Below are 12,689 nucleotides of genomic sequence, written 5' to 3' on the forward strand. Positions count from 1 at the left end.
ACACCCGCCATGCCCGTCCTGCCGCTGCCGGAGACAGGCCTGCCACAGCCCTTCGTCCCGGAGGTCGATGACCGTCAGGTCGCCGACCTCCGGGAACGGCTGGCGCGCACTCGGTGGCCCGAAGAGGCGACCGAGCCCGGCGGGGCGCAGGGGCCCGCCCTGAGTGATCTCCAGGACCTGGTCGTCCACTGGCGTGACGGGTATGACTGGGACCGACTGGCGAAGCGGCTGGCCTCCGTGCCGCAGGTCCGGGTCGAGATCGACGGTCTGGGGATCCACGCGATCCACGCTCGTTCGAGCCGGCCGGACGCCGTACCCCTGCTGTTGACCCACGGCTGGCCGAGCACCTGCTTCGAGTTCCTCGACCTGATTTCGCTCCTCACCGACCCGGTCGAGGGGCAGGCCTTCCATGTCGTCGCGCCGTCCTTGCCCGGCTACGGCTGGAGCGAGCGGCCGAGCAGTGCCGGCTGGGGGATCGAGCGGACGGCCGACGCGTGGGCCGCACTGATGGACACCCTCTGGTATCCGACCTTCGTCGCCCATGGCGGCGACTGGGGTGCGGTGGTCAGCACCGCCCTCGCCCGCCGGCACCCCGATCGCGTGCGCGGAATTCACCTCACCCTTCCGGTGTCGATGGCGACCGAGGAGGACCGCGCTCGAGCGTCCGAGAGCGAGAGGCGCGGCCTCGAGCGCGAGGACCGCTACCGCAAGGACGGCTATGCCTATGCGCAGCTGCAGCGATCGCGCCCACAGACCATCGGCTACGCCCTCGTCGACTCGCCCGTGGCCCTGTGTGCCTGGATCGTCGAGAAGCTGTGGGCCTGGTCGGACACCGGGCCGGACGGCACCTCGCTGTTGTCGCGCGACGACGTCCTCGACACGGTCTCGATCTACTGGCTGACGGCGACGGGCGCCTCGGCTGCCCGTTTCTACCGCGAGGTCAACTGGCGCAGCCAGTTGGCGCCGGTCGAGGTCCCCGCCGGCTGCTCGATCTTCCCGGGCGAGATCATCCGGCCCCCGCGATCCGCGGTCGAACGTCAGTACCGGGACCTGCGGTACTGGCGCGAGCTGGACCGCGGCGGACACTTCGCCGCGGCCGAGGTGCCGGGCCTCCTTGCAAGGGAGGTCCAGGCGTTCGCCGGGGTCCTTGCCGGGTTGGAGAGTTCTCCAGTTTTTGGTCAGACCAATAGTTGTGAAGGTGGACGACAATGAGCGAGCATCGCCAGATGAACTCCGAGATCGAGGTCGGCATCGCCCTCAATGACGACTTCCTGGTGTCCGACCCGGCACGTCGCCGCGCGTTGCTCGCCAGGATGGAAGAGGTCGGCCTGGACCACCTCACCGTCGGCGACCACATCAGCTTCCACGGCGGGGTCGGCTTCGACGGCTTCGTCGCGGCGACAGCGGCGCTGGTTGCCAGCGAGCGCCTCAATGTCCTGATGGGCGTCTACCTCGCGGGCCTGCGGCACCCGATGGGCACCGCGCGCCAGATCGCAACGTTGAGCCAGCTCGCGCCGGGCCGTCTGACCCTGGGCGTCGGAGTTGCCGGCGAGGACCGCCGCGAGGTCACCAACATGGGCGTGGACCCGGCGTCTCGAGGCCGTCGGATGGACGAGACGCTCGGACTGCTGCGTCGCCTCGCCTCGGGCGACGTGATCGACCACGCCGGCGAGTTCTTCCAGCTCGAGGGCGCGAGCATCCTTCCGGCGCCCGAGACGCGTGTCCCGATCGTCATCGGTGGTGGCGGCGACGTCGCTGTCCGACGGACCGTGGAGTACGGCGACGGCTGGCTCGGCATGTGGTGTTCGGCCCGCCGCTACGCGTCCACCCACCAGCAGATCGTTGACGGATTCGAGCAGAGCGACCGCACCGGCCCCACCTTTGCCGGCCTCAACATCTGGGTGGGCCTGGGTGAGGACGCCGATCGGGCACGCGAGGCACTGGGCGGGGCAATGTCCTCCCTCTACAACCTTCCTCCCGAGAAGTTCCAGCACATCAGCGCTGCCGGAACGCCGGACGACGTGGCCGAGTTCATCGCCCCGTACATCGAGGGCGGTGCGCGGACGATCACGCTGATCCCGATCTCCGACTCCGCAGACGAAGCGATCGAGCTCTCGGGCCAGGTCCGCGATCGGCTGGGCTCACTGGTGTCGGTCTCGTGAAGGCGATCATCCAGGAGGCCTACGGCGCCCCGGATGTCCTGCGCCTCGCCGATCGCCCCGACCCGCAGGCCCGGGACGGATGGACCGTGGTGGAGCTGCGCGCTGCGGCACTCAACTGGCACGACGTCCTGGTCCGGGAGGGCAAGTACTCCTCCCCGCTGCCGCACACACCCGGTGCCGACGGAGCCGGCATCGACCTGAGCACCGGCGAGGAGGTCGTGATCCTGCCCTCGCTGTGGTGGGGAGGCGACGAGTCCGCGCCCGGCAGCAAGTGGGAGATCCTCGGCGACCACCGTCCCGGCACCTACGCGGAGCGTGTCGCCGTACCGACCGAGTGCATAGCGCCCAAGCCCACCGGCCTCAGCTGGGCCGAGGCGGCCGCACTGCCGCTGGTCGGCCTGACGGTCTACCGCGCCCTGTTCTCCCGTGCCCGGCTCCAGAAGGGCGAGAGTCTCCTTGTCCTCGGCGCCGGGGGTGGCGTGGCCACCACGGCGGTCATGCTCGCTGCTGCCGTGGGTGCTCGCGTCGTCGTGACCTCCTCGGCCGACGAGAAGATCGACCAGACGCGGAACATCGGCGCCGCCGGAGGGGTCCGGTACGACGGCAGCGGGGCCGACTCCTGGCCGGAGGACGCGCGGGAACTCAACGGTGGGGCGGGTTTCGACGTGGTGCTCGACTCCGTGGGCACCTGGACGCAGTCGATTCGCGCCCTGCGTCCCGGTGGCCGGCTGGTCGTGCTCGGCGCGAGCCGCGCCGAACAGGCGCCGATCGACATCCGCCCGTTCTACTTCGGCCAGTACGACCTGCTCGGCACCACGATGGGCAGCCCGCACGACTTCGCCGGGCTGCTCGGCCTGATGGCCGAGCACGACGTACCCCCGCCCGTGATCGACCGCGCGTTCCCGTTGGACCGCGCCGCCGATGCCCACACCTACCTCGCGTCCGGCGCCGGTTTCGGCAAAGTCGTCCTCGAGATCTGAGCCAGGAGCGCAGATGAGCCAGGTCCGCTACGAGGTCGACGACCACGGGGTCGCCTACGTCACCCTGGATGCACCCGAGACCCGCAACGCGCTGAGCGACGCGCTGCTCGACGAGTTGCTGGGCGCGCTGACGGGGGCCCGCGACGACGCCGGCGTACGTGTCGTGGTCCTCGGATCGTCCCACGAGCGGATCTTCTCCGCGGGTGGCGACCTGAAGGCCTTCGCGAGCGATGCGCCGACGATCGAGAAGTACGCCGGACTCGACCGCTTCCCCCGGCTCTACGGGTTGATCGGCGGGCTGGGCAAGCCCGTCATCTGTGCGGCGGGTGGCGATGTCCTGGCTGGTTCCTTCGGCCTCGCGCTGGCCTGTGACCTGGTGATCGCCAAGGAGGGCGTTCGGTTCGGCTGTCCCGAGATCAACGTCGGCGTCTTCCCCTTCATGATCTCCGCGCTGATCTATCGCAACGTCCCGCGGATGCGTGCCAACCAGTTGATGATGCTGGGTGAACCGATCGACGCGGCCGAGGCAGAGCGCCTCGACATCGTGAACGTCGTGGTGCCCGCTGACGAGTTCGACGCCACGGTGCGGGACTGGGCTCATCGCCTGGCAGCCAAGTCGCCGCTGCTGATGCGCCTGGGCAAGGACGCGATCAATGCGACCAGGGACATGAGTCTCGACGCTGCGCTCACGGCGCTGCAGTCGCAGCTCGCGCTGGCCTTCACGACCGAAGACATCAGGGAAGGCGTCGCGGCCTTCCGCGAGAAGCGCGCACCCCTGTGGAAGATGAGGTGATCCCCATGGCGGTGACCGCAGGAGTTGAAGCGCCGACGAGATGGCGCCTGCGAGGTGGGCCCTGGTACGTGACGGCGGCGTTCGTCCAGCACCGTAACGAGGGCGGCACGCTGGTGACGCTTCCGGTCTCCCTGGCGCACGCCAAGGAGATGGGCACGCTGACCACCGCCTGTGGTGTGTGGGCCTACTCGTGGCGACGGATCCTCGACCTCCCGTTCCCGCTGCCCGCAGGGTCGGCTCCGGGCGTCGAGATGTGCCGGGACTGCAAGAACAAGGTGATCGAGGAGTGGTGATGAACGACCGGATTCTTCTGGTGGACGGCGCACGGACGCCGGTGGGCAGCTTTGGCGGCGTGTTCAAGGACACCCCGGGCTTCGAGCTCGGTGCCACAGCGGCGCGGGCCGCTCTCGAGCGGTCCGCCGTCGCCGCCGAGGACGTGCAAGAGGTGGTGATGGGCTGCATCGGGCAGGTCGGTCCCGACGCCTACAACGCCCGTCGCGTTGCGATCGCTGCCGGGTTGCCGAAGAGCGTTCCGGCCTACACCGTCAACCGGCTGTGCGGATCGGGCCTGCAGGCGATCTGGTCGGCCGCGATGGAGATGCGCTGGAACGACCTCGACATCACCCTTGCCGGTGGCGACGAGTCGATGACCCGGATGCCGTTCTACGACTTCGGTGCGCGGGCGGGCTACAAGCTCGGCGACCGGTCCCTGGTCGACGGCACCGTGATGATGCTGACCGACCCCTTCCACGGTGTCCACATGGGCATCACGGCCGAGAACGTTGCGGCGAAGTACGGCGTCTCGCGCGTCGAGCAGGACGAGTTCGCCCTCGAGTCGCAGCGACGCGCGGCGACCGCGGAGGCGAAGGCGGTCTTCGCCGAGGAGATCGTTCCTGTCGAGGTGGGCGGCCGGAAGCCGTACACGGTGACCGAGGACGAGCACCCCAAGCCCGACACCACGATCGAGACGCTGGCCGGGCTGCGCCCGGCCTTCCAGAAGGACGGCACGGTCACGGCCGGCAACGCCTCGGGCATCAACGACGGAGCGGCAGCGGTGGTGCTGGCGCGGGAGTCGGCAGTCGCCGAGCGCGGGCTGCGGCCGCTCGTGGCGCTGGAGGCGGTCGCCACGGCAGCCATGGAGCCCGAGCTGATGGGCTACGCCCCCGTTCTGGCGCTGCAGTCGCTGTTCGAGAAGACCGGCACCAAGCCCTCCGACATCGGCATCATCGAGCTGAACGAGGCGTTCGCCTCCCAGGCGGTGGCGGTGGCCCGTGACGCCGGGCTCTCGTCGGAGCAGGTGAACCCGTACGGAGGCGCCATCGCTCTCGGTCACGCGGTCGGCGCGACCGGCGCGATCCTCTCCCTGCGGGTCGCCAAGGACCTCGCGCGCCGTGACCTCGAGCTCGGCATCGTCACGATGTGCATCGGCGGTGGGCAGGCGCTGGCGGCCCTGTTCCGGCGGGTCTGACGCCGACCAGTCCGGTCGGTTCCGGACCCCGGAACGCCTGGTTCACCGGCGTCGGCCGACGCGGCAACCTGAGGGTGCCGCCGGCCGCGCCGGGACGGCCAGACCCGAGGAGACCGACGTGACCACGACTTCCTTCCGCGCCGTGTACGACGCAGCGCTCTCGGCCGAGGCCGAACACTTCCTGTACGAGGAGGCCGACCTCCTCGACGACTGGCGGCTGCCGGAGTGGCTGGAGCTGTTCCTGCCGGAGGGGCAGTACCTCGTGCCGTCCACGGATCTGCCCGATGGCGACCCCGGCCGGGACCTCTTCATGGTCCAGGACGACAGGTTCCTGCTGGAGCAGCGGATCGGCTCGCTGATGAAGCGCTCGGCCCACGCGGAGTACCCGCACTCGCGCACCCGCCGGATGATCAGCAACGTCGTTGCCGGGGCGGACGACGAGGGCCGGGTCCACATCCGGGCCAACTTCGCCGTCTTCCGGATGCGCAACGGGGCGTTCGACACGTACGTCGGCTGCTACCGCCACGTCCTGGAGCGCGACGAGACCGGGGCCCTGCGCTACCTCGTCCGCCGCTCGGTGCTCGATCTGTCCGCCCTGCGTCCGCACGGCAAGGTCAGCATCATCCTGTGAACCGGTTGCAGGGGAAGGTCGCGATCGTCACCGGCGCGAGCCCCAACATCGGAGGCACCCTCGCTGCCGGTCTCGCAGCGGAGGGCGCCGTGGTGCTGTGCACCGACCTGTCCGAGGAGGTGGCCGCCGCTTCAGCCCGTCGCATCATCGACGCCGGAGGCGACGCGATCCACCTCTCCGGTGACGTCACCGACCCCGCGCACGCAGAGGCAGCCGTGGCCCTGGCCGTCGGGCGCTGGGGTGGCATCGACATCCTCGTCAACAACGCGGTGTTCTTCCAGCAGCAGGGCGTCCTCGACATGGAGTACGACGCCTTCCGGCGCCAGCTCGACGTGATCCTGGGTGGATCCTTCCTCTTCACCCGGGCCGTCGGCCGCTCGATGATCGAGCAGCAGCGCGAGGGCAGCATCATCAATGTGCTGTCGACCGCGGCCTGGCAGGGCCAGCCCGGCAACGTCGGCTACTCCACCGGGAAGAGCGGGCTGATCAACTTCACCCGGTCGACCGCGATGGAGTTGGCGCAGTACGGGATCCGCGTCAACGGCTTCACCCCCACGGCGACCGCGCCGACCGACCCGGAAGCACGGCAGGCCATGGAGGCATTGCTGGCCCGCCCTTCGGCGTACCGCAACGACTTCGTGGCGCAGCTGCCGCTCGGGCGCCTGCCCACTCCCGACGACTACGTCGGTGCCGTCGTCTACCTCGCGTCCGACGAGTCGGCGATGGTCACCGGAACCAACATCACCGTGGATGCGGGCGCGACGGCCAAGTACTGGCCGTGGATCCCGCACCCGACCGACTGAACGACGAGCTGATTGACCAACTGAGCCCCCGGAGGCAGACATGTCCGACGTGATCCTGATCGAACCGAGTCGAACCGAGCTGGCCGACGGCGTGCCCGCACTCGAGATCCGGCTCGGGGGCACGCAGCGGGGGTTGATCGTGCTGCTGACCGACGATGCCACCCCGGAGGTCGAGGTCATCGAGGCGATGAACACCTTCGCCATGGAGGGCTTCGAGTCGCTCGCCCTGCGGGTCTCGCCCGGTGTCGAGACGCTCGCCGAAGCGCGGGCGAAGATGTGCGGGTGGTCTGCCGAGCAGATCGGGATCGTCGGTATCGGTGCAGGCGGAACGCTCGCACTCGACCTGGCCCGGACCCGGCAGTTCGGTGCCGCGGTCAGCCTGTCGCCCGTTCCCGACGTCGCATCGGTCGCTGCCGAACCGGTCCTGAGTACGCCGTGGCTCGGCCTGTTCGGGGCCGGCGCCGGCGATGTGACGGCGACAGAGCTCGTCCGGCTCCAGAAGGTCCTCGACGAGGGCTCAGACATCTTCAGTCGGGTGGTCGTCTATCCCGGGGTCGGGGCCGACTTCCACCGGCGCACCGAGGACGGCATCAGCTTCTCTGCGTCGTACGACGGATGGCAGCGCACGGTCGAGTGGCTGCTCGCCCGCGTGGCGGCCCGGCTCACCCCCTTCGCCGTGTCGTGGCGGGAGCGGCAGTCGCGCGCCGCCTGAACGGCAGCACGGAACAACGAAGGCCGCCCCGCAGATCTGCGGGGCGGCCTTCGTGCGTTGCTGTCAGGACGCGGGTGACGTCACCGGGGCGCGCTCCTGTCGCGGTGCCGTGAAGGTCGCGTCCAGCGGGGCCTTCGGCTCGGCGGGGAGCTGCTCGCCCGTCACCAGCTCGTTCCAGCGGCGCCACCAGGTGCGCATCTGCAGCTCGTCGGTCGTGTTGCAGACCGGCTTGTTCATGCCGCGCGAGATGTCGGACCAGACCAGCTCCCTGGCCGAACCAAAGCCCACCTGGCAGGTCTCCAGCGCCTCGACGTCGTCGGGCGAGGCCAGGCCGCCGGGACCCCAGAAGGTGAGGAAGTTGTCGAGGCGCTGCTTGCGGAGCTCGTCGCCCTCCTCGGGCGGCGCGAGCTCCCAGGCGGTGACCTCCATGTAGTCGGGGGTGATCGGGTCGATCTTGCGAACGACCACACCCATGACGAGGTCCACGATCACCAGGTTCGGGAAGATCACCAGGTTCCGGTTGCCCTTCATGCGGTCGACCCAACCGGGTCCGTAGGTCTCGGCGAACTGTTCGAAGCGGGCCTCGCGCTCGGCGGCACCCGCGTCGGACAGCGGTCGGCCGAAGAGCCCCTCGGTGGCGGGTGCGCCCGCGACCACGGCGTGGCCGTTGCCGAGGTCGATGCCCCGGGAGTCGCCGAGCGCCTTCGGGTCGAGCTTGCCGCGCGCGGCGAGCACCATCTCGAAGTACCGCTGGTGCGTCGACACCGCGTGGTAGCCGTCGATGCTGTTCTCGACGAGCAGCTTCCAGTTGGCCTTGATGGAGTACTCGTGGGTGCCGTCGAGGACCTCCATGCCGACCGCGGACTGGTCGCAGACGAGGTCGAGGTACTCCTTCGCGCCGGCGAGGTAGGTGGAGAGGTCCACGATGTCGGGGTCGAAGCTGATGAAGACGAATCCGCGATAGGAGTCCACCTTCGCCGGTGACGCCAGCCCGGGACGTTCGAAGTTCTCGCCGTAGGACTCGTCACTCGGCATCGAGACCATCTCGCCCGCCGTGCTGAAGCTCCACCCGTGGTAGAAGCAGGTGAGGAAGCGGGCGTTGCCCTTGTCCTCACGGCACAACATCGCGCCGCGGTGGGGGCACGAGTTGATCCAGACCTTGACCTCCCCCTTCGCGTCGCGGGCGAAGATGAGCGGCCGGCCCGCGACCGAGCGGGTCTTGTAGTCGTTCTTCTTCTTCAGCTCGGTCTCGTGGCCGATGTAGAGCCAGGTGTGGTTGAAGATCTTGTCGCGCTCCAGCGCGAAGACCTCGGGGTCGACCATGGTCGCGCGGTTCACCTGGAAGCGCGGCGTCTCACGGTCGTCGTTCACGTAGGTGGACACCGGACGACTCCTTTGTCTCTGAGAGTGGATTGCGATCACCGTGCAGCAACCGCAGCGGTAGGGCATCGCGTGGTTCCGGACGCCGGAACGGGCCGTGGTGACCGGCCCGCACGCTGACGACAGTGGGACTCCGGAGATGGAAGGAAGTCCGATGGAGAGTGTGCAGACGGTCGAGCGGCGCTTTGCCTGCAACGACGGGGAGCTGGCGCCGGGCGAGTCGATGACGGTGCCGCGGAGTGGGCCCGGAACGGTGGCCGTGGCGGTCTACCGCAACGACGACGGCGCCTACTACGCGACCGCCGACACGTGCACCCACGAGGACTGGTCCCTGGGCGAGGACAGCGACCTCGAGGGCAACGAGGTCGTCTGCCCGCTCCACATGGCACGTTTCGACATCCGCAGCGGCGAGGCCCTGTGCTTCCCCGCCACGGTCGCCCTGGCCACCTTCGAGGTCGTCGTCGACGACGGCAAGGTCTACGTGCTCTGATGCGCACCGTTGTCGTGGTCGGTGGCTCGACCGGTGGAGTCCGCTCGGTCCAGGCCCTGCGCCGGGCCGGGTACGACGGCCGGCTGGTCCTCGTCTCGGACGAGTCCCACCTGCCCTATGACCGGCCGCCACTGTCCAAGGAGATGCTCTTCGCGAACGCGACCGACGAACCGGTCCCGCTGCTGACGCGCGCCGAGGTGGCGTCCCTCGACGTCAACCTCCGCCTGGGCCAACGGGCGGTGGCTCTCGATCCGGCCGCCCGGGTCCTCACGATCGAGGTCGACGGAACCAGCGAGCAGATCGAGTACGACGCGTTGGTGATCGCGACCGGCGTCGAGGCCCGCCGCCTCCCGGCAGCCGAAGGCGTCGCCGGCGTCCACGTGATCCGTCGTCTCGAGGACGCACTCGCGCTGCAGGCCGTGATGGGTGCCGGCCGCAGCGCAGTGGTCGTCGGTGCCGGTTTCATCGGCGCGGAGTTCGCCTCGGCGGCCCGCGCCCGGCACATGGACGTCGCGGTGGTCGAGGCTCAGGCTGCTCCGCTCGAACACGTCCTCGGTGCCGAGGTCGGCGCCGAGGTGGCCTCGGTCCACGGGGCCCACGGCGTCGACCTGCGCGCGGGCCGCACCGTCGCCGAAGTGCTGACCGAGAACGGCCGAGCGGTCGGAGTCCGGCTCGACGACGGTGCGGAACTGGCCGCCGACATGGTCGTGGTCGGCATCGGTGCCACGCCCGCGACACAGTGGCTGACAAGTTCGGGACTGCCCGTCCAGGACGGCATCGACTGCGACGAGGACCTCCAGGTCCTCGGCTTCCCCGGCGTGTACGCCGTGGGTGACATCGCCCGTTGGCCGCACCCGTCGTACGACCGGCCGATCCGCATGGAGCACTGGACCAACGCCGGCGACCACGCGCAGATCATGGCCGCCCACCTGACCGGCCGACCGCGGCCGGCGGCACCGCTGCCCTACGTGTGGTCGGACCAGTACGGTCACCGCATCCAGATCGTGGGCCGCCCGTCCGAGGGCAAGGCCACGGTCTTCCACGGCGGCATGGCGAGCGGCGACCTGGTCGCGCTGTACGCCGCCCCGGACGGTCGAATCGTCGGGGCGCTGGTCGTCGACGACCCCCGTCTGCTGATGAAGGTGCGCAAGGCGATCGGCGCCGGCGCACCCGTCACCGAGGTCGAGCAGTCGCTGCTCACCACCTCGGCCTGAACAACACCATCGAAGGAGACATCGACGTGGCCGACGTACTTGGTGTGGGGCTGACCCACTACCCCCCGCTCGCCGGAGCCGACGAGCACATGGCGAACCTGCTCAAGAGCGCACTCAAGGATCCTGACATCCCCGAGGAGTTCAAGGACCGCGCGGCCTGGAGCGACCTGGCCCGCGAGGAATGGGGCGACGACGGCGGCACCGCCGCTGCTGCCGCGCACCGGGCGCGCCTGCTGGAGGACATGCGGATCTGCCGCGAGGCGATCGACGAGTTCGAGCCGGACGTGCTCCTCGTGTGGGGCGACGACCAGTACGAGAACTTCCGCGAGGAGGTCATTCCGTCCTTCTGCATGCTCGCCTACGACGACACGGTCGTGGAGCCCTTCGGCGTGCTCACCCAGAAGCTCAAGGTGCCCAACGTGTGGGGGCTGCCGGCCGACACGACCTTCACCATGAAGGGCGACCCCCAGTTCGCCAAGCAGGTCACCATCGACGTGCTCAACGACGGCATCGACGTCGCCTACTCCTACGAGCCGCGCCAGGGCATCTACTTCCCCCATGCCTTCGGCAACACCCAGCTGTTCCTGGACTACGACAACGTCGGCGCGAAGTTCCCGTACCCGGTCGTGCCGATGGCCGTGAACTGCTACGGCGAGCACGTCATCGCCCGCAAGGGCGGCATCGCCAGGTTCGCCGAGATCAACGCCGGCGAGCAGCTCGACCCGCCGGGCCCCAGCCCGAAGCGTTGCTTCGAGTTCGGCCGTGCCGTCGGCCGGTCGGTCGCCGCCAGCGGCAAGCGGGTCGCACTGGTGGCCTCGTCCAGCTGGTCGCATGCCTTCCTGTACGACGCCGGGTGGCACCTCCGTCCCGACACGGCCTCGGACCAGGCGCTCTACGACGCGATGCTCGCTGGCGACTACGACACGTGGAACGCCCGTACGAGCCGTCAGGTCGTCGACTCCGGCCAGCACGAGATGCTCAACTGGTTCTGCCTGCTCGGGGCGATGTCCGAGCTCGGCCTGGAGCTGTCCTGGTCGGACTGGGTCGTGACCGAGATCTTCAACTCCAACAAGGCCTTCGCCCTGTTCCGGTAGGGCCCTTCGTTGGTCGAGGAGGTTGCGCAGCAACCGTCTCGAGACCCGGTAGGTCAGATCTCGCGGGGGAACCAGTGCTCGCGGCCCTCGGCCAGTCCGTTGTCGACGTCCTCGGCGATGCGGCGAACGGTCAGGGTGAGGGCCCGCTCGGCCTGCGGGGGCAGCTCGGTCCCGGTCGCGAAACCGAGGGAGACGGCGCCGATGGCGAAGCCGTTGAGCAGGACGGGTGCGGCGATGCAGCTCAGTCCCGGCTGGGCCTCGCCCTCCTCGCGGGCGATGCCCGCGTCGCGGACCTTGCGGAGCTCGGCGATGAGGGTGTCGACGGCGGTGATCGACCGGGTGGTCATGCCCGGAAGCGGGTTGGGCAGGAAGTCGGCGAGGTCGTCGAAGTTCTCGTGGGCCAGCAGGGCCTTGCCGATCGCGGTGCAGTTGGCCGGCAACCGGCCGCCGATGCTGGTGATGGAGGCAGGGGACTCACGCGTGGCGAGCTTCTCCAGGTAGACGACGTCGAACTGCCTCAGCACGGCGAAGTGCACCGTCGCCGAGCTCCAGCGGTGCAGCTGGCCGAGGTGCGGCATGCCGAGGTCGCGCATGTAGCCGGCCGGCGTGCCAGCACCGAGCTGGAGCAGGCCGAGACCGATCTTGTAGCCGGACCGGTGGTGTTCGACGGCACCGAGCTCGACGAGTCGTGCGAGCAGGCGGTGGACCGTGGACTTGGGCAGCGCCGCGGCGCGAGCCAGCTCGCTCAGCGTCATCACCCGCTCGTGCGGGTTGAACGCACGCAGCAGGTCGAAGGCCTTGGTCAGGATGCTCGGCGGCTCGGTGGCCGGAGCGGCCGGAGCGGCTCCTGCGTCCTGTTCGGGTTCCGACATCACCTGTTGGGTCACGGGCCCACCCCCTTGGTCCAACCATTTGCCGTGATGCTCGTCACTGTACCTCTGCGCGGTCGCGCGCGGCAGCCC

At 69.5% G+C, this 12,689-nt stretch carries 14 protein-coding genes; 12 read left to right on the top strand and 2 right to left on the bottom strand.

Annotated elements, in window-relative coordinates; genetic code table 11:
* Positions 1–9 precede the first annotated feature (9 nt).
* The 9 genes from ACOACQ_RS12845 to ACOACQ_RS12885 all read left to right on the top strand — a co-directional run bounded on the left by ACOACQ_RS12845 (position 10) and on the right by ACOACQ_RS12885 (position 7,549).
* Entirely contained in the window at positions 10–1,212 is a 1,203-nt protein-coding gene (locus ACOACQ_RS12845) for an epoxide hydrolase family protein (RefSeq protein ID WP_420288414.1), read from the top strand.
* A complete protein-coding gene (locus ACOACQ_RS12850) occupies positions 1,209–2,162 on the top strand; it encodes an LLM class flavin-dependent oxidoreductase (RefSeq protein ID WP_378607388.1) in 954 nt (317 codons plus the stop codon). The genes ACOACQ_RS12845 and ACOACQ_RS12850 overlap by 4 nt, the downstream gene beginning before the upstream one ends.
* The gene (locus ACOACQ_RS12855) at positions 2,159–3,142 is read left to right on the top strand and encodes a zinc-binding dehydrogenase (RefSeq protein ID WP_420288415.1); all 984 of its coding nucleotides are present in this window, start codon (positions 2,159–2,161) and stop codon (positions 3,140–3,142) included. Before ACOACQ_RS12850 ends, ACOACQ_RS12855 begins: the two co-directional genes overlap by 4 nt.
* 13 nt (positions 3,143–3,155) lie before the next feature.
* Entirely contained in the window at positions 3,156–3,935 is a 780-nt protein-coding gene (locus ACOACQ_RS12860) for an enoyl-CoA hydratase/isomerase family protein (protein ID WP_420288416.1), read from the top strand.
* A gap of 5 nt (positions 3,936–3,940) precedes the next feature.
* Positions 3,941–4,228 (top strand): hypothetical protein, encoded by a 288-nt coding sequence (locus ACOACQ_RS12865; RefSeq protein ID WP_420288417.1) that lies wholly within the window; start codon positions 3,941–3,943, stop codon positions 4,226–4,228.
* Positions 4,228–5,403 carry a thiolase family protein gene (locus ACOACQ_RS12870; protein WP_378607401.1) on the top strand — a complete coding sequence of 392 codons (1,176 nt, stop codon included), beginning with the start codon at positions 4,228–4,230 and terminating at the stop codon, positions 5,401–5,403. The genes ACOACQ_RS12865 and ACOACQ_RS12870 overlap by 1 nt, the downstream gene beginning before the upstream one ends.
* 118 nt (positions 5,404–5,521) lie before the next feature.
* A complete protein-coding gene (locus ACOACQ_RS12875) occupies positions 5,522–6,034 on the top strand; it encodes an aromatic-ring-hydroxylating dioxygenase subunit beta (RefSeq protein WP_378607404.1) in 513 nt (170 codons plus the stop codon).
* Positions 6,031–6,837: an SDR family NAD(P)-dependent oxidoreductase gene (locus tag ACOACQ_RS12880; protein WP_378607407.1), complete on the top strand. Its 807-nt coding sequence runs from the start codon at positions 6,031–6,033 to the stop codon at positions 6,835–6,837. Before ACOACQ_RS12875 ends, ACOACQ_RS12880 begins: the two co-directional genes overlap by 4 nt.
* 40 nt (positions 6,838–6,877) lie before the next feature.
* Positions 6,878–7,549, top strand: a complete 672-nt coding sequence (locus ACOACQ_RS12885; protein ID WP_378607410.1) for a dienelactone hydrolase family protein — start codon at positions 6,878–6,880, stop codon at positions 7,547–7,549.
* A 63-nt stretch (positions 7,550–7,612) separates the two neighbouring features.
* On the opposite strand, the gene ACOACQ_RS12890 is transcribed toward ACOACQ_RS12885, so the two are convergent.
* Positions 7,613–8,932, bottom strand: coding sequence for an aromatic ring-hydroxylating oxygenase subunit alpha (locus tag ACOACQ_RS12890; protein WP_378607413.1), 1,320 nt, complete (start codon positions 8,930–8,932; stop codon positions 7,613–7,615).
* A gap of 151 nt (positions 8,933–9,083) precedes the next feature.
* On the opposite strand from ACOACQ_RS12890, the gene ACOACQ_RS12895 reads away from it, so the two are divergent.
* The 3 genes from ACOACQ_RS12895 to ACOACQ_RS12905 are packed head-to-tail and all read left to right on the top strand — an operon-like array spanning position 9,084 to position 11,727.
* The gene (locus tag ACOACQ_RS12895; protein WP_420288418.1) at positions 9,084–9,419 is read left to right on the top strand and encodes a non-heme iron oxygenase ferredoxin subunit; all 336 of its coding nucleotides are present in this window, start codon (positions 9,084–9,086) and stop codon (positions 9,417–9,419) included.
* The gene (locus ACOACQ_RS12900) at positions 9,419–10,633 is read left to right on the top strand and encodes an NAD(P)/FAD-dependent oxidoreductase (protein WP_420288419.1); all 1,215 of its coding nucleotides are present in this window, start codon (positions 9,419–9,421) and stop codon (positions 10,631–10,633) included. The genes ACOACQ_RS12895 and ACOACQ_RS12900 overlap by 1 nt, the downstream gene beginning before the upstream one ends.
* A gap of 26 nt (positions 10,634–10,659) precedes the next feature.
* Positions 10,660–11,727, top strand: coding sequence for an extradiol ring-cleavage dioxygenase (locus ACOACQ_RS12905; protein WP_420288420.1), 1,068 nt, complete (start codon positions 10,660–10,662; stop codon positions 11,725–11,727).
* Positions 11,728–11,780: 53 nt separating this feature from the next.
* Here the strand turns inward: ACOACQ_RS12905 and ACOACQ_RS12910 are convergent, their stop codons facing one another.
* Positions 11,781–12,614: an IclR family transcriptional regulator gene (locus ACOACQ_RS12910; protein WP_378607426.1), complete on the bottom strand. Its 834-nt coding sequence runs from the start codon at positions 12,612–12,614 to the stop codon at positions 11,781–11,783.
* Positions 12,615–12,689: the final 75 nt, after the last annotated feature.

The organism is Nocardioides sp. CPCC 206347 (genome assembly GCF_048654605.1).
Taxonomy (GTDB): Bacteria; Actinomycetota; Actinomycetes; order Propionibacteriales; family Nocardioidaceae; genus Nocardioides.

Coding starts and splice junctions, on each gene's coding strand:
- ACOACQ_RS12845 (WP_420288414.1), top strand. CDS start 10: ATGCCCGTCCTGCCGCTGCCGGAGACAGGCCTGCCACAGCCCTTCGTC.
- ACOACQ_RS12850 (WP_378607388.1), top strand. CDS start 1,209: ATGAGCGAGCATCGCCAGATGAACTCCGAGATCGAGGTCGGCATCGCC.
- ACOACQ_RS12860 (WP_420288416.1), top strand. CDS start 3,156: ATGAGCCAGGTCCGCTACGAGGTCGACGACCACGGGGTCGCCTACGTC.
- ACOACQ_RS12865 (WP_420288417.1), top strand. CDS start 3,941: ATGGCGGTGACCGCAGGAGTTGAAGCGCCGACGAGATGGCGCCTGCGA.
- ACOACQ_RS12870 (WP_378607401.1), top strand. CDS start 4,228: ATGAACGACCGGATTCTTCTGGTGGACGGCGCACGGACGCCGGTGGGC.
- ACOACQ_RS12885 (WP_378607410.1), top strand. CDS start 6,878: ATGTCCGACGTGATCCTGATCGAACCGAGTCGAACCGAGCTGGCCGAC.
- ACOACQ_RS12895 (WP_420288418.1), top strand. CDS start 9,084: ATGGAGAGTGTGCAGACGGTCGAGCGGCGCTTTGCCTGCAACGACGGG.
- ACOACQ_RS12900 (WP_420288419.1), top strand. CDS start 9,419: ATGCGCACCGTTGTCGTGGTCGGTGGCTCGACCGGTGGAGTCCGCTCG.